This is a genomic window from Pedobacter sp. FW305-3-2-15-E-R2A2, assembly GCF_038446955.1.
Taxonomy (GTDB): domain Bacteria; phylum Bacteroidota; class Bacteroidia; order Sphingobacteriales; family Sphingobacteriaceae; genus Pedobacter.
Genome location: NZ_CP151803.1, coordinates 5,523,265 through 5,545,690, shown reverse-complemented (window position 1 = coordinate 5,545,690; position 22,426 = coordinate 5,523,265). Strand labels below are relative to the sequence as shown.

Annotated in this window: 16 protein-coding genes; 14 read left to right on the top strand and 2 right to left on the bottom strand. The window is 42.1% G+C overall.

The annotated features are described in order from the left end of the window. Window positions 1-35: 35 nt before the first annotated feature. From AAFF35_RS22495 to AAFF35_RS22450, 10 genes are all read left to right on the top strand, one after another. Window positions 36-3,545, top strand: a complete 3,510-nt coding sequence (locus AAFF35_RS22495; protein ID WP_342328793.1) for a SusC/RagA family TonB-linked outer membrane protein — start codon at window positions 36-38, stop codon at window positions 3,543-3,545. 11 nt (window positions 3,546-3,556) lie between these two features. Then, window positions 3,557-5,014: a RagB/SusD family nutrient uptake outer membrane protein gene (locus AAFF35_RS22490; RefSeq protein ID WP_342328792.1), complete on the top strand. Its 1,458-nt coding sequence runs from the start codon at window positions 3,557-3,559 to the stop codon at window positions 5,012-5,014. A 22-nt stretch (window positions 5,015-5,036) separates the two neighbouring features. Beyond that, window positions 5,037-5,957 carry a hypothetical protein gene (locus AAFF35_RS22485; protein WP_342328791.1) on the top strand — a complete coding sequence of 307 codons (921 nt, stop codon included), beginning with the start codon at window positions 5,037-5,039 and terminating at the stop codon, window positions 5,955-5,957. Window positions 5,958-6,090: 133 nt separating this feature from the next. Continuing rightward, a complete protein-coding gene (locus AAFF35_RS22480) occupies window positions 6,091-7,218 on the top strand; it encodes a TlpA disulfide reductase family protein (RefSeq protein ID WP_342328789.1) in 1,128 nt (375 codons plus the stop codon). A gap of 104 nt (window positions 7,219-7,322) precedes the next feature. Further along, the gene (locus tag AAFF35_RS22475; RefSeq protein WP_342328788.1) at window positions 7,323-7,901 is read left to right on the top strand and encodes an RNA polymerase sigma-70 factor; all 579 of its coding nucleotides are present in this window, start codon (window positions 7,323-7,325) and stop codon (window positions 7,899-7,901) included. Window positions 7,902-8,027: 126 nt separating this feature from the next. Then, window positions 8,028-9,191, top strand: coding sequence for a FecR domain-containing protein (locus AAFF35_RS22470; RefSeq protein ID WP_342328787.1), 1,164 nt, complete (start codon window positions 8,028-8,030; stop codon window positions 9,189-9,191). 239 nt (window positions 9,192-9,430) lie between these two features. Beyond that, the gene (locus AAFF35_RS22465) at window positions 9,431-13,051 is read left to right on the top strand and encodes a SusC/RagA family TonB-linked outer membrane protein (protein ID WP_342328786.1); all 3,621 of its coding nucleotides are present in this window, start codon (window positions 9,431-9,433) and stop codon (window positions 13,049-13,051) included. 12 nt (window positions 13,052-13,063) lie between these two features. Further along, window positions 13,064-14,509, top strand: coding sequence for a RagB/SusD family nutrient uptake outer membrane protein (locus AAFF35_RS22460; protein ID WP_342328785.1), 1,446 nt, complete (start codon window positions 13,064-13,066; stop codon window positions 14,507-14,509). Between the two features lie 106 nt (window positions 14,510-14,615). Continuing rightward, window positions 14,616-15,806, top strand: coding sequence for a thioredoxin family protein (locus tag AAFF35_RS22455; protein WP_342328783.1), 1,191 nt, complete (start codon window positions 14,616-14,618; stop codon window positions 15,804-15,806). 18 nt (window positions 15,807-15,824) lie between these two features. Then, window positions 15,825-16,952 carry a TlpA disulfide reductase family protein gene (locus AAFF35_RS22450; protein ID WP_342328781.1) on the top strand — a complete coding sequence of 376 codons (1,128 nt, stop codon included), beginning with the start codon at window positions 15,825-15,827 and terminating at the stop codon, window positions 16,950-16,952. 112 nt (window positions 16,953-17,064) lie between these two features. Here AAFF35_RS22450 and AAFF35_RS22445 read toward each other — a convergent pair whose 3' ends face one another. Together AAFF35_RS22445 and AAFF35_RS22440 are read right to left on the bottom strand one after the other, a co-directional pair. Continuing rightward, window positions 17,065-17,394, bottom strand: a complete 330-nt coding sequence (locus tag AAFF35_RS22445; protein WP_069377834.1) for a DUF3276 family protein — start codon at window positions 17,392-17,394, stop codon at window positions 17,065-17,067. Between the two features lie 178 nt (window positions 17,395-17,572). After that, complete coding sequence (locus AAFF35_RS22440) at window positions 17,573-19,375, bottom strand: ABC transporter ATP-binding protein (protein WP_342328780.1); 1,803 nt, start codon at window positions 19,373-19,375, stop codon at window positions 17,573-17,575. Between the two features lie 113 nt (window positions 19,376-19,488). Here AAFF35_RS22440 and AAFF35_RS22435 point away from each other — a divergent pair, with 113 nt between their 5' ends. From AAFF35_RS22435 to yajC, 4 genes are read left to right on the top strand one after another with little or no spacing between them, the layout of a single operon-like run. Further along, window positions 19,489-20,577 carry a Glu/Leu/Phe/Val dehydrogenase gene (locus AAFF35_RS22435; RefSeq protein WP_074606233.1) on the top strand — a complete coding sequence of 363 codons (1,089 nt, stop codon included), beginning with the start codon at window positions 19,489-19,491 and terminating at the stop codon, window positions 20,575-20,577. A gap of 46 nt (window positions 20,578-20,623) precedes the next feature. Then, window positions 20,624-21,574: a transcription antitermination factor NusB gene (gene nusB, locus AAFF35_RS22430; protein WP_342328778.1), complete on the top strand. Its 951-nt coding sequence runs from the start codon at window positions 20,624-20,626 to the stop codon at window positions 21,572-21,574. A gap of 5 nt (window positions 21,575-21,579) precedes the next feature. After that, window positions 21,580-22,044 (top strand): DUF1573 domain-containing protein, encoded by a 465-nt coding sequence (locus tag AAFF35_RS22425; protein ID WP_342328777.1) that lies wholly within the window; start codon window positions 21,580-21,582, stop codon window positions 22,042-22,044. Window positions 22,045-22,072: 28 nt separating this feature from the next. Further along, window positions 22,073-22,414, top strand: coding sequence for a preprotein translocase subunit YajC (yajC, locus tag AAFF35_RS22420; protein WP_342328776.1), 342 nt, complete (start codon window positions 22,073-22,075; stop codon window positions 22,412-22,414). Window positions 22,415-22,426: the final 12 nt, after the last annotated feature.

Here is a 22,426-nt window from a genome sequence, read left to right as displayed (position 1 = left end):
GGCCTGCTTATGCCCAAAATAAAATACTGCGAATCATGAAGTTAACCATCCTTCTAATGACGACCATTTTCTTCCAGATCGCCGCAAAAAGTGTTGCCCAGAACATTACCATCTCTGAGCAAAACGCTTCTCTGGATAAAATTTTTAAAGAACTGCGGATCCAAAGTGGCTACAACTTTGTGTATACCGCTCAAACGCTGGAAGGCGTAAAAAAAGTAAATGTTAAACTCAGGAATGTATCCTTAAAAGAGGCATTGGAGGTCTGTTTTGAGGATCAGCCCATCACTTATGTCATCCAGCAAAATACGGTCGTCGTGCAGCGGAAACCACAGGTTCAAAAGCCATTGTATATCGAAGTAAAGGGAAAGGTGACCGATGAGAATGGCCTTCCTTTACCCGGAATCAGTGTTCGCCTCAAAAACAGTAAGCTAGGGGTAGCCACAGATCAGTCCGGCGCTTTTGCCATCAGTGTTCCAAACGGAGATGCTGTGCTGCTGTTTTCATGTGTCGGTTACATCAGCAAAGAAGAACCTTTGAAAGGCAGAAATCAGCTTCTGATTAAGCTTAAAGCCGATATGTCGGACCTTTCCGAAGTTGTGGTGAGCGGGTATCAGAAAATCGAAAGACGCAGATTGACCTCTTCCATTACGACCGTGGATATGAATGTATTGAAAACCATCAATCAGCCTAATATCGATAAACTGTTACAGGGGCAGGTTCCCGGATTAACGATTGTCAGCACTTCCGGAGCACCGGGAGCCATCCCTCAGATCAGAATTCGGGGGACTTCTACCATCAGTGGGAATGTTCAGCCACTTTGGGTGGTCGATGGAATTATCCTGGACGATCCATTGAATGTATCTGTAGATGACATTATGAACAACAGAAACCTGATTGCTTCAGGAATCGGGGGGATCAATGTGGACGATATCGAGTCGATCAATGTGTTAAAAGATGCCGCAGCAACCGCCATTTACGGAACAAAAGCTGCAAACGGCGTAATTGTCATCACCTCTAAAAAAGGAGTTTCCGGGAAGACCAGGATTAGTTATTCCAGTCATCTTTCTGTGAACATGCGCCCTCAGATGTCTGATGCCTATATGATGAACTCAAAAGAACGGACAAATGTAAACCTGGAAATGATTTCCAGGGGGATCCTGAACACGAGTACGACCAAACCAGGCGAGTATGGAACGGTATCTGATTTTGAACGCTATTTTATAGATGTACATGATAGGAAGCTGACCTGGGCGCAATTTGATGATAAAGTAAAACAGCTGGAAACCGTAAATACAGATTGGTTTAAACATTTATTCAGGAATGCTTTTACCCATAAACACAGTCTGAACTTTTCCGGGGGAACAGAACAAACCACTTTTTATTTGTCGGGCAGCATGATGGATGATCAGGCTACCGCAAAAAAAGTCGGACAGAAAACTTATACCGGATCGGTTAAAGTCTATACGAAACTAAGGGACAACATCCGGATCGGGGGAATGCTGGACATTAATGCAAGAGAAAACAATAGTTTCTTTGCCACCGATTCCCGTGAAAACCCTTACGAATGGGCAATATATAGCACTCCGGCACAAAATGTATTTGATGAAAATGGAGGATATAACCATTTGTACTACAACAGTCTTAAATACAACTTTCTGGAAAACAGGGAGCAAGGCTGGAGAACTTCCAAAAACTTTGGGATGCGGGGGACGGTAGATCTCGAATGGAGATTAATCCCGGATCTGATTTTTACCAGTTTATTCTCTTTTTCAAAGCAAAACACCGTAGATGAGGATGTTGCTACCGAGGATAGCTATTTTGTCCGTGCGCGAAAAAGAGACATGTTTAAAACCGTCGATTATATTGGCGTTCCAATATGGTTTGACGGAGGTTTCAGGCAGGACAGGTCAAATAACAACAACTCCCTGACTTTTAGAAATCAGCTTTCCTTTATGCCTGTCATAGGGCAAGACCATCGCTTTGATGTGATGGCTGGTCAGGAGATCAGAACTTCTAAATATAAAGAGGTAAGTACAGATATCTATGGATATGTACACAACCGGGGTCATCAGCAGGTTCCTCAATTTGAGCTCATGGAGACCATGGGAATTCCATATTGGACCGAGAACCTGAACGAGACCGCTGCGGTATCCTATTTTGGGGTAGCAGGCTATACCTATAAAAACCGGTATACGATGAGCTTGAATGCCCGTACGGACGGATCAAACCGTTTTGGGATAAAGACAAATAAGCTTTTTCAGCCATTGTGGGCATTGGGATTAAACTACCAGATGAAAGAAGAGAATTTCCTAAAGGATCAGGATTGGCTCACCTATCTGACCTTAAAAGGCTCTTATGGTAGTCAGGGGAATGTGGCCTCACAGGCTTATTCTGATTTGGTAGCGAGGATAGGGACTACGGATGTGATCAATAAAGAAGGCTACCTCGTGATTTCTGCGCCTAAAAATCCAAACCTGAAATGGGAGATGAACTACACCACGAACCTGGCCCTGGAGTTTGGTTTATGGAAGCGCAGATTGAGTGGTACCATCGAATATTACCACAAAAGGGGGACTGATCTTTTAGGAACCAAGCAGGTATCACAGGTTTCCGGATTCAACTCTATCCAGGTGAATTGGGCGTCGATGAGGAATAAGGGCTTTGAGCTGTCTTTAAATTCCATTAATATCGATGGAAAAGATTTCCGATGGTCTACCAATGTGAACCTGGGCTACAATGAAAACAAAGTACTGGAAGTATATTCTGTACCTACAGTAGGCAGCCTGACCAGTGCACAACGAACCAATTTTGCGGCTTCAGCAGTGGTGGGGAAACCCATAAACGGGCTTTGGTCTTATCGTTATGCTGGCCTTAATGCCGATGGAAGGGCATCATTCTATACCACTAAAGAAGGAGAAAAGGTTTTATATGGAATGAACAAGGTTGATGGGCTGACCTATTCCGGGACCACCATGCCGATGATCCAGGGAGGTTTAACCAATACTTTTTCCTATAAGAAATTTACCCTTTCTGCCTTATTGATTGGGAATTTCGGGAATGTTATCCGTTTGCGTAACCTTTCTCAGGGATATGCATTGGGCTTTCCTGATGCGACGCAGAACATGTCAAAAGAATGGGCGCAAAGGTGGAGACAACCGGGGGATGAATTGCATACCAATGTTCCAAAGCTCGAGTCGGATCCATGGGACCTTGCCGTAACCGGAACAAGCCCTTATAATGGAAATATGTATGACAATAGTGACTTGAGGACTGTTAAAGGTGATTTCGTCCGTTTACAAAACCTCTCGCTGAGTTATGACCTTTTTACACCCGCACTCCGGGCGAAGGGGATTCAGAACATCCGTTTGATGCTTCAGGGAAATAACCTTCATGTATGGAAAAATAAGGCGCTAAAAGGGCAGGACCCTGAATCTACCGGCTCGTTGATGAACTATAATGATACCCGAACCGCAAATGTTTCCTTTGGAAATACCTTCCTGCCATTGCCCCGTTCTTACTCTGTTTCTTTATCTGTACAGTTTTAAAGCTTGAAATTATGAAAAAGATATTTTATTTGAATTTTATAGGTATGCTGATCCTGTTGTCTTCCAGCTGCCAGAAAATGCTCGACATCAAGCCGGTCAACAGCATGATGCCGGTAACGATTGCCGACTATGAATCTGTATTACTTGGAGGATATCCGAAACAGGATTTCTATTTTAAAACAGAACTCATGACGGATAATGCTTTTGTCAACCTGCAAACAAGTTCTACGCTGGACCGTGCTAATGAACCCTGGTTTGTCTGGGCATCAACTCATCAGCTGGAAGGAGTGGCTGATGATCCCTATTGGGGACAGTTGTACAAATCCGTGTACTATGCAAATACGGTGTTGGATGAATTTTCCAAACGCAGTCCTTCTGCTTCGGAAAAGGTGCTTTTTGAAACAGTAAAAGGAGAAGCATATGCATTGAGGGCATTCAGTTATTTCTATCTTCTGAATTTATATGCGGATGTTTATGCGCCGGAAACACTGTCGGAGCCTGGGGTACCTATGCCGTTAACAGCTGTAGACATTCATCAAAATACACAGAACAATGTCAGGGTATCCATTGAGAAAGTATGGAACCAGATACAGATGGATATCGATCAGGCTTCGGCACTGCTGATGGGAAAACCACTGAAAAGTAAATTCCGGTTCAATTACAATTCTCTTCAGTTGTTTAAGGCGAGGGTAAATCTTTTCATGGGAGATTACGAAGGTGCCATCGCAGCATCAACTATTGTGATGAATACCAGGAGTTTGTTTAATATGAATGAGACTCAGGCACATATTGATGGGAAGGATAGGGAAAGTGAAGCCTTTATGAGCAATTACGGAATGATTGATTCTGATTACAAGAACGAGGTTTTGTTCTTTATGGCCGGAAAAGCAAATAACAATATCTTTTACCATGGGATGGCCGCGTGCAAGCCATCGGTTGAACTACTGGATCTATGTCGCCGGAACGGTGTTAAGGATTACAGAAGGTACATTTTCGATTCTTTTGCTGACCTGACTACTGCGGATGGCATTCAGACCGGCCCTACCATTTATAACATGTTTGCCAAGCAGGAAAATGGCAGTTATCATATTGGACTTAAGGTGAGTGAGGCCTATGTAATGCGTGCTGAAGCGTATGCAAAATTGGGCCGTTTGGAACCGGCGATTACAGATTTGAATAACCTGCTGGTCAACAGGATTAAGAAAGAGGAATTTGTACCATTGAAATTGGCCGACTTCTCGGATCAGAATCAGCTTCTGAAGCGCATTTATGAAGAACGTCGGATTGAAATGGCATTTGAAGGAGGGTTGCGTTGGTTTGACCTGAGGAGATTGGGTAAGCCTTCCATAACGCATACCTATAAAAACGGACAGGTATATACTTTAAAAGAGAAAGATCCACGCTATGTCCTTCAGATCCCTTTGTCCGAACAAATCAATAGCCCGGAAATGCCATTAAACAAGAGATAAGCTTAGCCTAAATTTAAAAAATATGAACTTAAAAAATAGATACTTTATAGCCTTTAGTCTGGCAGTTCTGTTGTGGTCCTGCAAAAAGGAAGAAGCGATCCGTCCTACGGAAGATTTAAAATTTGAGCATACCTTTTCGCCTCCGGCGGATGCAGATCCTGCGGTGAAGGAATTATATCAGAGTTATAATATCTGGATGCGGATGGACTTTAAAGATTGGAAAGAAGTGACGAATGCGATTCTTGATAACGATCCTTTCAATCGTTTTGGCGTAGAGAAAATCGCCGATCAGGAACGGCAGAGTGCGATCCTTTACACGAAGGCATTGATGTCTGGTGTCGCTCCGAAATATGCAAAAGCATTTTTTCCACTGGAATTATTCTTTGTGAAGAGTTATGGAAGGGGATATTCTGCCGAGAATATCAAAAAGATAGGCAGGAGCAGGCTTGTGATCTGTTGGCCAAATCAAATGACCAATGCTTTGCCTGTAGGGAATCCCGAGCGACACTATTATCAGGATTCCGTGCTGAGCAACGCCATATGGTCACAGCTCTCTTCTATGATTACGCTTCGTATTCCTGAACCGGTAAAAGCATTTGCAGATGCAGGAAAGGCCTATGATAGTGGTGCTGCTGTGGATAAGATCAGAAAAGAGTATGATAAAGATAAAGACGCTGAAAAAAGAGATGCCGCGTATGAGTTGCTTGCCATGACGGGAGGATTTATTGAAGCTTCAGGCTCCAGTTCTTTTGAGAACGATTTCTCTTCCTGGATGAAGTTACTGGCATTGGAATCAAAAGAAAACATCAAAAGAAAATACCTCGATGATAGTCCGGCCAGGGCTAAAAAGTATGCAGCCTTTGTCGCCTATCTTCAGTCGGAGGGCTGGGACATTCAGGCGATGGGGAATACCTACAGAGAGAAGTTTGACGCTTACAAATAAGAAATTTAACAATTAATAATTCAACCAAATCAATCAACAAAACCATCATGATCTTACAGATCACATAAAGAGATGTATATCAAGATCATGATAGCTTCATAACCGCTAAAAAAACAAATATATAATGATGAAAATGAAAAAGTTAGTTTTAACACTAATATGTGCCGTTCCTGTATTGGCCAATGCGCAAAATGCAGCATTTAATTTAAAAGGAGCAGTAGCAAAGGCCGCTGCTGGCTCAAAAGCTTACCTGAGCTATCGTCAGGATGGGGCAATGGTTAAAGATTCCGCTATCCTTAAAAACGGAACTTTTAACTTCAAAGGACAAGTCGCCGGACCGACCTCTGCTAAAATTACGCTTAATCATCAGGGAACAAATGCGGCTTCAAAAAATCCGGATATCCTTTCCTTTTACCTGGATAAAGGGGAGATTGCTTTAAAAGCCAAAGATTCTGTAAAAAATGCGCTGATCACGGGATCTCCGATCAATGCGGAGCATGTGGTATATCTGAAAGCAGTTGCAGCTCCTGAAAAGGTCATTAACGGACTGAATGCGGAATGGGCGGCGGCGAGTAATGAACAAAAGCAAAAAGAAGAATTTGTAAAGAGCTTACAAAGCAGACATAAGCCAGCGGCGGATGAAAAGTTGAAAATTCAGGAAGGCTTTATCGCGCAGCATCCTGATTCTTATTTTAGTCTGGTGGCTTTAAAGGAATCTTCGGAGTACGATATGGAGGTGGCTAAAGTAGAGCCTAAATTTTTGGCGCTGAGCAAACGTCTGAGAGAAAGTAAGGCCGGGTTAGATTTTGCTAAACAGATAGAGATTGCCAAGTCTACCGCAATTGGTGCTGTTGCGCCTGATTTCACGCAGAATGATGTGAATGATAAGCCGGTTAAGCTTTCTGAGTTTCGTGGAAAGTATGTGTTGCTGGATTTCTGGGCTTCCTGGTGCGGACCTTGTCGCGCGGAAAATCCAAATGTAGTGGCTGCCTATAACAAGTATAAAGAGAAGAACTTTACGGTTCTTGGTGTTTCCCTGGATCAGCCGGGTAAGAAAGACAACTGGTTAAATGCGATTAAAACAGATGGCCTGACCTGGACTCAACTGAGTGATCTTCAGGGCTGGAACAATGCGGCGTCAAAGCTATATGGTGTAAAAGGAATTCCACAGAATTACCTGATTGACCCTGCGGGGAAAATTGTTGCGGCCAACCTTAGAGGAGAGGAACTGCATAAAAAGCTGGAAGAGCTGATGAAATAAGTCATAACAGCATGGCAAAGAACTCCCATATTGGTCATCCGGTATGGGAGTTCTTTTTTTGAATAAGCCCATAATTACTATATTCGCCCTGGGGAGATTACAAAATGCTTAATTATCAGGCGATATCGGACAACGAACTGGCCGGATTATTAAAGTCGGGGGATAGAAAAGCCTACACAGAAATTTACAACAGGTATATATGGCTGTTGCACATCCATGCGTATAAGTGGATGCAGGATCGTGAGGAGGCGAAGGACATTGTTCATGAGCTTTTTGCCAGCTTGTGGACCAAACGTGAAAGTTTGTCTTTCCCTGAAAATCTCTCTGCTTACCTGTATACTGCAGTTCGAAACCGCGTCTTCAATGCGATTTCCCATCGGAAGATCGCTTCCCAATACCTGAGTTCTCTGCAAGCTTTTATCGATGAAGGGATATGTGTGACGGACCATTTGGTCAGGGAAAAACAAATGACGGTTTTGATAGAAAAGGAAATCTCTGCTTTACCTCCTAAGATGAAGGAAGTTTTTGAGCTCAGCAGAAAATCCCAGTTGAGTCATAAGGAAATTGCAGAACAGCTGGATCTTTCTGAGCAAACGGTAAGGAAACACGTGCAGCATGCCTTGAAAATACTGAGAATTAAGCTGGGCTTGATGGTATTCCTGTTTTTAATTTCTCATTATTGAGTCTAAGTGAATCCTCTGTTAGGTCTAAGTGAGCCCTCCCTAAATCTTTTTTCATTTTTATTTACCCCCTCCGGCTGACTTACCTGTCTGTTGTTTTTATAAGGGCAAACATGACCCTTTCTGACTATGGAAAAACCAGATGCAAAAGAACTATTAGACAGGTACCTATCCGGTAATTGTACTGAAGAGGAGCAGGCTTTAATGGAAAGCTGGCATCTGAGCAGAACGGCCAGTTTAAATTCGGATTTAAGCATGGACGAACGCAGTCATGACCTGGACGAGGTCTGGGAAAGGTTACAGCTTCCGGAAGAACGTCCCCGCCGCATTTCTTTATGGCCAAAGATTGCTGCTGCTGCGGTGCTGTTGCTTAGTCTCTCTGCTGGAATCTTTTTTTATGTGTCCAGGGCACCCAAAAATAACGCTGCAGAACAGATGGCCATTGCCAAAACAATAGTTCCTGGTGGAAACAGGGCAATCCTGACCCTTGACAATGGAACGGAGATTTCATTGTCGGATGCGAAGAACGGATCCCTTGCGAGCCAGTCGGGGGTAGACATTTCCAAGTCCAAAGATGGCCAGTTGGTCTATCACCTTTCCAATGTAAATAAACCCAATTCCTATAATACCATTACGACACCACATGGTGGCCAATATCAGGTTGTATTGCCGGATGGCACCCAGGTCTGGTTAAACGCAGGATCTTCCTTGAGATTTCCCCTGACCTTTGACCACCTCAATGAGCGAAAAGTAGAACTAAAAGGAGAGGCTTATTTTGAAGTCGCCAAACAGCTAAAAGAAGAAAAAGGAAAACAGGAGCGTGTTCCTTTCATTGTCATGACGTCTAAACAGGAAGTTGAAGTGCTGGGTACACATTTTAACATCAACGCTTATGCCGATGAACCCGCCGTCAGGACTACTTTGCTGGAAGGTCGTGTGAAAGTTATTACACCGGCAAACGCAAAAGATGGGGTGTTGCTCAAACCCGGAGAGCAGGCGGTTTTAAAAGACCGGCTGTCTGTAACCAAAGTAGACACGGAAGAAGTGATGAGCTGGAAAAATGGGTTGTTTCTTTTTAATGCTACCGATTTGAAGAGCGTCATGCGCCAGGCTTCCAGGTGGTACAATGTAGACGTGGTCTACGAAGGAAATATTCCGCCAATCTCATTTACCGGGGAGGTCCGGAGGAGCGTCAATGCTGCTGCTTTCCTGGAGATGCTGAGGTATCTGAACGTGAAATTTAAAATAGAAAAGCAAACCAATACCAGGAATAAAATTGTGGTATCGCTTTAATCAACAGATCATAAACCATAAACAAAAAAAGATGAATAGAAATTTACCAGTCAGAGAGTAGGAATCTTGAAATGTTAATCCATAAATAACCGGGAAAGTGTTGAAGCACTTCCCCGGTCGAAATCCTGTTGATACCAGGATCAATGTTGGGTTAACCATTTCTTCCATTTGTTCCGATAAATCGGGATGAAAAACATGTAGCAATAGACCTTACTTATTTAACCCAACCTTACAAATGTATGTATTTATTTAATACTTCAACAGGTATGGACAGGCCATGCCTTGCGCCATATTTTAAACCATTTCAGGCCATTTATACCTGGATTCCAGGTATAAATTCCTCAACCAGGAGACAAATTATTATGCGGATTAATTTGATAGCAATATTGATCACCATATCGCTGCTGCAGGCTGCGGCCAGTAGCTTTGGACAGCGTGTGACGCTGCATGAAAACAATGCGAGTTTGCAACAGGTATTGTTGTCGATCAAGAAACAGACAAAATTCACTTTTCTGTACAACAGTGATTTGATTAAAGCCGCAAAAAAAGTAAACCTGAATCTGGAAAACGTCAAACTGGAACACGCTTTGGAAGCTTGTTTTCAGGACCAGGACCTCAGCTTTAAGATCATTGAAAATACGGTCGTGATCAAGAAAAAGGATTTCTCTGTATTGGAGCAGATGAAAAATTACATCAGTTTTATCGAGTTAAAGGGAAAGGTGCTTGATGAGAACGGAGGTCCTTTGCCGGGTGCGACCGTGCAGGTAAAGAATACGAAGAAGACCGCGATTACCAATACGGACGGGGCATTTGAGCTCCATGCGGTAGATGATAAAGCCATCCTGGTGGTTTCTTATATTGGATATAAATCAAAAGAAGTTCCTGCAAACCAGGGAAGTCCGATGACCATCACACTGGAAATTAACCCGGGTTTATTGTCGGAAATTGCAGTGGTATCTACCGGATACCAGGATATTCCAAAAGAACGTGCAGCGGGTTCTTTCAGCGTAATCAATGCCGATAAAGACCTGAGTGGAAAGTTACAAGCGAATATCATGGACCGTATAGAGGGCATGTCTGCCGGATTGACCAGTTATAAAGTTGGTGGCGTACGAAAAACACAAATCCGTGGAATCTCCACCATAAGCGGAGAAAGCGCTCCGTTATATGTGCTGGATGGTGCGCCTTTTGAGGGAGACCCTCAGACTATAAATCCTGCCGACGTAGAAAGTGTCACCATTTTGAAAGATGCTACCGCAGCCTCTATTTACGGAGCGAGATCTGCAAACGGGGTCATTGTAATCAATACTAAAAGGGGTAAAAAAGGCCCTTTAAAAGTTAGTTATAACGCAACTATCCAGTTTACACCGCTTCCCGACCGAAGCTATGCCAACAAAATGAGTAGTGCAGAGCTGGTAGATTTTCAAAGGGAAATGTTCAATTACCGTTCAGGTTCTTATTCAGCGATAGACCCGCGTAAAGCAATGAATGATGTCTATAAATTATTCTACGAACAAAGAGAGGGGCACATCACGGAAGCAGAATTACAAACGGCTCTGGATGTTTACCGGAATAACGATCGTTATGACCAGGTCGTCAATGAGTTTATCCGTAAGACTGCGATAGATCATCAACATAACCTTTCCTTATCCGGAGGTTCAGATTTTTACACCTATAATTTTAGTGGCAATTACATGGGATCGAATCCCTATGAGCGGGAGCAAAGCACTAACCGGATTGGGTTCAATTTCAACAATACCCTCAATCTGAACAAATGGTTGAAGCTGAACATTGGGGTACTGGGTAGCAAACAGAAGGAGGATTACGACAATGGAATCAGTGGAGTGGGGATGTTGAATGCAGGTAAAGCTTCTTACTTTATGTTGAGAGATGGACAGGGCAATCCGGTAAACTGGTTAAATTCCAAATCACAGTTTGAAATAGACCGCCTGAATGGTTTGCGCTTGCAGGACGAAAATTTTGCTCCTGTAAATGAAATGAATACCAAACATTTAAACAACGAGAATAATTACCTGAATATCAATATAGGAACAAATATTAAGATCATAGATGGGCTGTCGCTGAACCTGCTTTATCAAAAGGAAAGAACAGATGAGTATTTCAAACAATATTATAATAGAAATGCCTATAACGTAAAAACGCAGATCAACGATGCGACGCTGATCAAACCTGATGGAACGATCACGAATTTGATTCCAGTTGGCGGACAGCTGAGTGAAATCCGCAGTGATAAAAACTCCCACACCTTGAGGGGCCAGCTTAATTTTAGTAAGTTATTTGGTAAACATCGTCTGGAAATGATTGCTGGTGCAGAACAACGTAAGATTCAGAGCTCAGGCACAAACATCTACAAATATGGATACGATGATTTTAACCTGAGCTATAAGTTGATCAATGAAGCTGCACTTGCGGTAGCGACACTAGGCACAGAGTCTATCAATAATCGTTTTCAATTAAACAGGCTCGAGAAAGGATTCGCTTCTACCGAAAACAGGTTTGTCTCTTTCTACGGTAATGGTTCTTATACCTATGACAATAAGATCACTGTCAGCGCCAGTATTCGTATGGATCAGTCTAACTTGTTCGGTACAGATCCTAAATACCAATACAAACCATTGTGGTCTGTAGGTTTAATGTATGTGATTTCTGAAAATCAGAACGACTGGCTGGATCGCCTTAGCGTTCGTGGTACCTATGGTATCAATGGTAATATCTCCAAATTGAATGGTCCTTATATGATCACCAGGGATGCGGGACCTAATTCCAACACGAACGAATCGCAGGCTTATGTTCAAAGTCCGCCAAATTCTGGTTTGCGTTGGGAAAAGACCAATGTAACCAATCTTGCCTTTGATTTTAGTCTCCTTAAGAACCGGTTCTTCGGATCTGTTGAGTTTTATAATAAATCTACGACTGATCTTCTGGGTTTTCAGACCACCGATCCTACGATTGGCTGGAGCTCTGTGATGCTGAATTATGGAAGCATGAGAAACCGTGGAACAGACATCTCGTTAACCAGTACAAATCTGACTACCCGTGATTTTAAGTGGAATACCACATTGAATTTCAACTATAATAAAAACGTCCTGACCAAACTGGAAAATGAAGGGAAGAGCGTATATTCTTATATTGATAAGGGCCAGAATAGAGTAGGGGTCCCGATGAATTCAATTTATAGTATTCGATATAAAGGACTGGATGATAAAGGAAAGCCCATTGCTTTAACCAAAGAGGGAAAGGAAGTTAAAAGTACCGATCAGTTGACGATATCTGACCTGATTCACGAAGGGACTGCAACTCCTCCTTATGCGGTTTCTTTGTCCAATAGCATGAGTTATAAGAATTTCGACCTCTTCTTTATGTTCATCTATTACGGAGGGCATGTGATGCGTGATGTCTACGCCCCTTATTTAACCAAATACGCGGAGTTAAACTATACCAGTAATATGGATAGGAATGCGTTGAACTATTGGAAAAAACCTGGAGATGAGTCTATTCCGGGAATAGCACCGGGTTTTACTTCGGCCGCGAGTTCTGTCATCACCAATATCTGGGAAGCGGGAAATCAGGGGATTCAAAAGGCGGATTACATCAAACTGCGTGACATCACTTTAAGCTATAACCTGTCGAATGCGTTGCTGAAAAGGAATCACATTCAGCGCCTTAGGTTTAGCCTTCAGGTACAGAATGCATGGCGTTGGTCGGCAAATAAGCAAAACCTGGATCCGGAAGTATGGCTGGGAACGACTAATTCTTCTGCGTTTAGCCCGCTTTCTCCTCCTACGAGAGGAATCCTGCTTCCGCCAACTTACACCTTTGGTCTTTCTGCTAATTTTTAATTCAAAACCATTATGAAAAAGATATTCACCATTTTATTCATCACCATAGTTGCCCTATCCGGATGTAAAAAATATCTGGATATAAAACCCAAAGGGTACACGATCCCGGAGTTTTATGACGATTACGAAAGGTTATTAAATAATTCTTCGCTATATGGAGTTTCTTCATCATATCCCGTTTACTTAACGGATGATGCACAATCCGGGGAAGTAAAAGATCCCAATAAATCTGCTGATTATCAAGGTTACGACCTCTTTAAACGAAATTTATATGAGTTTAAACCTGGGCGTATTTTTGAAGCCGGTCAATCAGACCAGTTTTATGAAGCCGCCTATGAGCATATCTTTGTTTACAATACCATTATCAATAATATAGAAAATGTAAAAGACAGAACGCTGGCTGATCGGATGCAATTGAAAGCGGAAGCGCAAATTGGCCGGGCATTCGAATACCTGACCATTGTAAATGCTTATGCCGCACATTACGATCCGGCCACTGCAGGAACGGATTTGGGCGTGCCTCTGGTGTTGACGGAAGATATCAATGTGAAGTATAAGAGAGGTACGGTTGCGGAGGTTTACGCTCAGATCCGGAAGGATCTGGATGAAGCACTTCCTCATTTATCACTGAGGGCTCCTAATAATTTCCACCCGACAAAGAGTGTGGGATATGCATTTTTAAGCCGGATGTACCTGTATATGGGGAAATATGCAGAGGCGCTGGAGAATGCAAATGAGGCCTTGAAACTAAATAGTAACCTGATTGATTACCGCATTTATACGAACAAAAAGGGAACCTGGGGAAGGGTTTGTACCATCGCAGACCAGACGGTTGTCTTTCCTCGTCCCAATGAAAGTAACGAAAGTATCTGGAGCCGTTTTGGTTCTTCCAGTAACGGACATGTATTTACGGAACTGTATGCAAGTGCCGATTTACTGGATGTTTATCAAAAGGACCTGCCGGCAAATGCTACAGATCAGCGTTTAAAACTTTTCTTCTGCGACGGACAAGCCAATTTTGGCGGAGCAATCACTGTTTTTCCGGGAAGAAAGCTTTGGGCAGCTTATGTAGAATTTAATCATGGATTTGGTACACCGGAACTTTACCTCATCGCCGCAGAATGTGAGGCAAGGGTGGGAAGTAAAGAGGTCGCTTTACAGCATCTGAACAAATTGAGAAACATGCGTATCGCAGGTAATCAGCCACTGGTTGCAGCAACTAAAGATGAGGCACTGCGGATGGCACTCGAAGAAAGAAGAAGAGAAACTCCTTATCAGGGAAGTACACGTCTGATCGATTTGAAAAGATTGAATAAAGATCCCCGTTTTGCAAAAACAGTGACCCATAAGAACGGAACGGAAACTTATACTTTACCGGCAAATGATAAGCGGTATATTCTTCCATTGCCACCGAATGTCCTGGAATTTAATCCTTCGATACCGGTGTACGACCGTTAAACCATCACCTGAATCAAATTCATAAAATAAAGGAACCTGCAATCAGTTGCCGCCTTATAAACAGGCGATAGTTGATGCAGGCTTCTAAACCTATATCAAAGAACATATGACCATAAAAAATATAACCACGATCCTGCTTCTACTAATTGGCGGAAGCATAAAAGCACAGGAAGGCATTAAATTTAACCAGACTTCAAACTGGAAGGAAACTACGGAAAAGGCTGCTGCCGAAAATAAACTGATCTTCATAGATTGTTATACCTCCTGGTGTGGGCCTTGTAAATGGATGGATCAGAATGTCTTTGTAGATCCGTCTGTGGGGGCTTTCTTCAACAAGAATTTCATCAATGCTAAAATTGATATGGAAAAAGGGGAGGGGATTGCTCTGGCGAAAAAATACAATGTGCGCTCTTTTCCGACTTTCCTGTTTGTCAATGATAAAGGAGAAGTAATCCATAGAACCGCTTCCAGGATGCCTGTTGCTGAATTTCTGGAAGAAGGGAAAATGGCCTCAGACCCAGGGAGAAATTTCTCCTCGATGAAGAAGAAATACGAATCCGGACAGAGAGACCTCGCTTTCGTATTGGACTATTACCTGACCTTACAAAAATCAGAACGTGGAACCGCCGATAATATCGGGAAAGACATCGTTGCAAAAATTACAGCGGAAGAATTGAATTCTGCATTGGGATGGAAAGCGGTAAAGGCCCTGGCCAGATCTGAAACGGATCGTCTGGGTGCTTATTTCATGGCAAATCAAGCCCGGTTCGCTGCATGGAGTAGCGTTGCAGAAAGAGAAGAACTAACAGACCGCCTGATCAGCAGCAGTATGTACGGATACATTTATGCCAAAGATGAGCCTGCTTTCATGAAGAAACTGGCTTTTTTCAATACCTCTGATAAGGCAGACCGTAGAAAACAAGGAGCAATGCTGGAAGCTGATTTTTACCTGGAACAAAATAGAACTGCCGACTATAAAAAGGTTACTGATGCAGCGCTAAAAGGGATCTTAAAAACAGATGCTGAAAAGCTGAGCTTTCTGGCCAGAAGGGCAGATTATAAAGCGGCTTCAAATCCCGAAATTTTAGAGCAGGCCTACCTGCTGGCAAAGCGATCCGTAGCACTGGCACCTGAGGAATATTCCATCCAAAGTACGTTTGCTAAAGTATGTCTCTCCCTGAAAAAGAAAGAGGAAGGCTTAAAAGCAGCAAAAAAATCGAGATTGCTGGCGGATGCGGAGACTTCCAAAATTCAGAAGCTGTCTCAGGAATTATTGGATAAGATTGAATTATTATAAGCTCATAAAACACAACAAATGAAAAAGACATTAAAAATTTCCATGCTTTCCTTGGCCATAGTTTCATTGGCAGGTATTGCGGGAGTCAATGCACAAAATACAAAAGGTTTTACCATTAAAGGGGAACTGACCGGCTTAAAAGAAGGAGATAAGGTGATGTTGATACATAGCATCGACCAACGTAAAATGGATACTGTTTTTCAAACGGTAAAAAACAACAGGTTTGAGCTGAAAGGGCGGGTGAAAAACGGAGCTGATTTTTACAGTTTAAGGATAGAAAATAAGCGCATCAGGTACAATGCTTTTTTGGACAATTCCTCTATGGTCCTGAAAGGCGATGCTGAGGACCTTTCCAAGGTTACGCTTTCCGGTTCTTCGGCTCATGACGACTACCAGAGATATACTGCAATCATGGCGCCGACAACCGCTAAAATCAGAAGTCTGAATAAGGAGTATCGTGATGCACGTACCGCGAAAAATGAAGAGCTGGTTAAGACGATCAGTAAACAATTCGACGAACTGGAAGAAGAACAGGCAAAGCTGACAAATGATTTTATCCTTAAAAATCCTCAGTCTTACTATACCCCGTATCTGATTTTTAACGGAGATATCGAACCATCAGTTACTGAACCTGTTTACAACGGTCTTGCTAAGGTGGTTAAAACGAGTACTTATGGGATTAAAGTTAAAGAACGTCTGGCCGATCTTTCCAGAGTAGCTCTGGGAATTAAGGCGCCTGATTTTAGTGCATTAACCCCTGAAGGAACAACACTTTCCTTAAATGAGGTGGTTAAAAAAGGAAAGTATACCTTGATTGATTTCTGGGCTTCATGGTGCGGACCATGCAGACAGGAGAACCCGAACGTCGTTGCTGCTTATGCTAAGTTTCATGAAAAGGGCTTGAACGTGCTGGGTGTTTCACTGGACAAAACCGAAGGCGCTGCCGCATGGAAAAAAGCAATTGCTGATGATCAGCTGACCTGGTATCAGATTTCAGATTTAAAGTACTGGGAAAGCCCGATGGTGAAGCTGTATGCCATAAGGGGAATTCCTCATTCTGTGTTAGTGGACGCAAACGGAATCATCGTGGCGAAAGACCTGCGGGGTAAAGCACTACACGATAAACTGGAGGAGTTGCTAAAATAATTTCCCTTGGGTAACCAAGCAAATCAAAACGGCCATATATTGAATATGGTCGTTTTTTTTAGGGCATAAAAAAGCCCCTGTTTCATAAGGGGCATTGTCTTTTCTTTATATGTTAGAAAGAAAAATCATCATTGTGATTCTTGTTTCCTGCGCCTTCGTGGTTCTCAGAATACTCGTAGCGTTTTTCTACAACATCCTGGTGGCTCTTAATATAGTCAACAGTCTCATTTAATCCTTCTGCAAATTTCTCAAAGTCTTCTTTATATAAGAAGATTTTATGTTTTACAAAAACACCGTCTTCCAGTCTTTTTTTACTCTCAGTTAAAGTTAGGTAATAGTCTCCTGATCTTGTTGCTTTTACGTCGAAAAAGTACGTTCTTTTACCGGCCCTTACTTTCTTCGAAAAAACCTCTTCTCTCTCTTTGTTGTCAAATTCTCCCATGGTTGGTATTGATCTTGGTTTTTGGTTCGGGTAAATATAAAGCAATAATTATTAAACTTCAAAATAGAAAATTACACAGAATACCTTTCGTCAGTGCAAAATTGTTAATTTATCGTTATTTTATTGCTTTTTGTGCTACTGAGGACCCTAAAATGAGTGTTTTCATTTTTCTAAGTCCTTATGTCAGCGGAGAATTACCAGAAGTCTCCTCTTCCAGCAATTGATTTTGATACATTTCAGCATAAGCACCTCCCAATTGGAGTAAATCTCTATGTGTACCTTGTTCAATGATCCTGCCATCGTCCAAAACAAGGATTTTATTGGCATTTTTAATCGTTGATATCCGGTGAGCAATGAGAATACTTGTTTTTCCTTTCATCACTCTTCCCAGGTTATTCAGAATCTCTTCTTCTGTACGGGTGTCTACTGCGGAAAGACAATCGTCGAAGATCAGGACTTTAGGTTCTTTAATTAAGGCACGGGCGATGGATACCCGTTGCTTTTGGCCACCGGAAAGGGTGATTCCTCTTTCCCCAAGCATGGTTTCAAATTTAAGGTCGAAATTGATGATGTTTTGATACACTGCTGCATTTTTGGCCGCATCTATCACTTCTTCCTCTGTTACCTGATCCAGTCCGAAGGCAATGTTATTTCTGATCGTATCGGAGAACAGGAAAACTTCCTGAGGCACAAACCCAAACTGACTGCGGTAATGCTGCAGGTTCAGCTGGCCAATCGCGGTTCCGTCCATTTTTATTTTCCCCTGATCTACATCGTACATGCGCATCAACAGGTTGGCAAGTGTTGATTTTCCAGAGCCTGTGCGGCCAATAATGGCGACAAACTGACCTTGTTCGATCTCAAAGCTAATGTCCTTTAAAGCCTGGATTCCGGTATCGGGATAGGTAAAACTTACATTTTCAAAACTAATATTTCCGTTTAGAGGAACAATTTCGCTGCTGCCGGAAGTGATGTCCGGTTGCAGCTGCAGGAACTCATTGATCCTTTTCTGAGAAGCGGAAGCGCGTTGGATCAGGGTCGTTACCCAACCCAGCATCGATACCGGAAAGGTCAGCTGATTTACATATACGATAAACTCCGCAATGTTTCCCGCACTGATCGATCCTTCGATCACCTGTTTCCCGCCAATATAAACGGTAAGGATGGTACTCAGTCCAACGAGTAACAACATGGTTGGATAAAATAAGGCCTGGACTTTTACCAGCCCCATAGCATTGTCTTTATAACCCTGGCTCTCCGCTGCAAATACATCTTTGGTATGGCTTTCCCTTACATATGATTTAATGACGCGGATTCCGGAGAATCTTTCCTGAACAAAACTACTCAGCCTGGAAAGTTGTTCCTGGATCTGTTCACTTCTTTTATTGATCAGGGTGTTGACAAAATAAATGATGACGACCAGAACTGGTAAAGGAAGCAAGGAGAAAATCGCTAGTGTACTGTTGACCGAGAACATGGCATAGATCACCAGTATAAAGAGTACTGCCGTATTGATCGTATACATGATTGCCGGACCTACATACATGCGGACCCTGTTGACATCCTCGGTTGCACGGTTCATCAAATCGCCGGTATTGTTTCTCCGGTAAAAACCGAGGCTCAGTTCCTGATAATGGGCGTAGATCTCATTTTTCATGTCATATTCTATATGTCTTGACATTAAAATAATCGTCTGACGCATGAAAAACAAAAAGAGACCCCTCATTAAATAAAGGACCAGCACCAATAAACCGAAATAAAACAGGCTGGTGCTGAAGATGTCATAGATGATGCTGCGGCGTTCGAAACCTTCGAACAAGCCATAGATCTGTATATTTTCTGTAATTAGATTAAAGGCATGCCCGATAACCTGAGCGGGGATTACACCAAAGATATTGGAGATGATTACAAAAAATACCCCCGGAATAATCCACCATTTATATTTATAGAAGTATTTGTTTAAGAATCTAAGGTGTTTCATGAGTTGGTAAAGTTAGCCAAATGAAGGTAATTTTTTTTAAGACTTTGGTTAAAACAGTGTAAATAATGTTTTTTTTATGCTAGTTTTGCGACATATCTGATAAACAAAATTATATGCCTGATAATAGTTCTCTTGTGAATTCAGTTTTAGACCAATTAAGTGCCGCAGGGCATAAAAAGGTCGTTTTTTGCAATGATCCCGATACTGGCTTGAAGGCAATTATAGCCATTCATGATACCACGCTTGGTCCGGCTTTAGGCGGAACACGCATGTGGAATTACGTTACAGAGGCTGAAGCATTGGAAGATGTACTCAGATTATCGAGAGGAATGACCTATAAAGCTGCGATCACAGGCCTGAATATTGGCGGTGGTAAAGCCGTAATTATCGGGGATTCCAGAAAAGGAAAATCGGAAGCGATGATGCGCAGCTACGGAAGGTTCATCAAAAACCTGAATGGAGAGTTCATTACTGCAGAAGATCTGGGAACGACCACAAAAGATATGGAGTATATCCGTATGGAAACAGGTCATGTTACCGGAGTTCCTGAATCTTTAGGTGGGGCAGGTAACCCGGCACCACATACTGCAAAAGGCGTATTCCTTGGGATTAAAGCTTGTGTAAAGGAAGTATTTGGAACAGATATGCTGGCAGGACGCTCGGTAGTAGTGCAGGGGATAGGAAATGTAGGAGAGCACCTGGTAGAGTTGTTGAGGGCTGAAAATGTAGAAGTATACATCAGTGACATCAATGAAGAACGGTTACAACATGTAGCACGTACTTATAAAGCGAAACCTATTGCTGCGGATAAAATCTTTGGAATTGATGCAGATATTTATGCACCATGTGCCTTAGGAGCTACCGTAAATGATAAGACCATTCCTAAAATGAAGTTTGCGATTATCGCAGGTTCTGCAAATAATCAATTGGCAGATGAGCAGACACACGGTAAACTGTTATTGGATAAAGGAATCTTATTTGCGCCCGATTACCTGATCAATGCCGGCGGATTAATCAGCTGTTATTCTGAATTAACCGGTTTCGGAAAGAAACGGACGATACAGCTGACAGAGAACATTTACAATGCCACGCGCGACGTGATTAAAATGTCTAAGAAAGACAACATCCCAACGATATGGGCTGCGAACCGCATTGCTGAACAAAGAATCATCGACATCAAAAAAATAAAATCATCATTTTAATAAACAATTTTAATAAACCGGTAATTTACCACTCGTTCTTACATTCATGTTAAACAGAAGGCACTTAAGAATTAAAGCTTTGCAGAATATTTTTGCATGGCAGATGACAGACAAGAGAGATTTAGCTTCTTCAAAGAAAGCATTAATGCAGAGTATTGACAGCGTGTACGAAATGTACATCTGGATGCTTTCGCTCCTTGTTGAGGTCACGGAATACACTAGCACGGATGCTACAGAAAGGTCAAATAAACATTTGCCTACAGCAGAGGATCTCAATCCAAACATGAAACTGCTCCACAATAAGTTTGCGGTTACATTGAAAGAGAACCCGGCCTTTATTGACATGGTTAACAAATACCAGATCAACTGGTTGTCTGACCCGGAATTTGTAAAAGGTATTTTCAATACCTTGAAAACCACTCCTGAATACCTGGCTTACCTTGCCGATGAGGACAACAGCCTGGAGGAATCCAAAACCATTATCAAATACATTTTCAGAAAGATTATTTTGAAAAGCCACAACATCATTCAGGCTTTTGAAGATAAGTTTATCAACTGGTCTGTAGATAAAGAAGTGATGCAGGGAATGGTGGCCAAGACTTTGAAGAATTTCACCTCTGAAGATCCACGTAAAAATAAACTGACGCCAATCAGTCAGGATTGGGATGAAGATAAGAAGTTTGTCGAAGACCTTTTTGTTTATACCTTGAAAAACAACAAGGAATATCAGGACCTGATCGCAGAGCGTACTAAAAACTGGGAATCGGAAAGGATTGCTTTAATGGATACCATTTTGATGAAAATGGCCATCTGTGAACTGTTAAACTTCCCATCTATACCAGTTAAGGTAACGATTAATGAATACCTGGATCTATCAAAAGATTACAGTACTCCGAAAAGTAATTCATTTATTAACGGTATCTTGGACAAAATTTTAGGTGACCTGAAAAGGACAGACAGCATCCATAAAATCGGTCGCGGACTTATAGAAGAATAACGATTATGAAACAAATCTTGTTATTGGCAATTGCAGCGATGACATTTGCATCATGCCAGCAAAACACAGCAAAAACTCCTGCAGAAAATACTGCAGTTACAGGTTCAACAGCGACAACTGAAGCTTCAGCAAATCCTGTTGCAGCAGCAGATGCGCCTGTAATCACCTTCGATAGCGGAATCTATAACTTTGGTAAAATAGCTCCGGGAGAAAAAGTGAATTATAGCTACAAATTTAAAAACACAGGTAAAAGCCCGCTGATCATCAGCAATGCTACTGCGACTTGTGGTTGTACGATTCCTGAACCTCCTAAAGAGCCAATTCCACCGGGTGGAGAAGGAGTGATTAAAGTGGTATTTGATAGCCATGGTAAATTTGGAATGCAGGATAAGGTGATCACTGTAACTTCAAATGCCAATCCATCGGTTGCAGAATTGCACCTGACCGGAGAGATTAAAGAAGTAAAATAGGCAATACAAAAATTTTATAAACAACAATATGATATCTACAGTAATCTTACAAGCAGGTGGCAGCAATATGCTAGGTACCCTGGTACCGATGGTTTTAATCATGGTCGTATTTTATTTCTTTATGATCAGACCGCAGGTTAAAAAAGCAAAAGACCATAAAAAACTGGTTGAAGACTTGAAAAAAGGTGATAAAATCGTAACTACTGCCGGAATTCACGGAAGAATCGTTGATATGAACGATACTACGTTTTTAATCGAAGTAGAAGGCGGTACTAAAATCCGTTTTGATAAAACTGCGATCTCTTTAGATGCAACGAAAGCTGCAGCTCCTAAAGTTGATCTTGCAAAAACTGACGCTCCTAAAGCATAGGTTTTCAGCTAT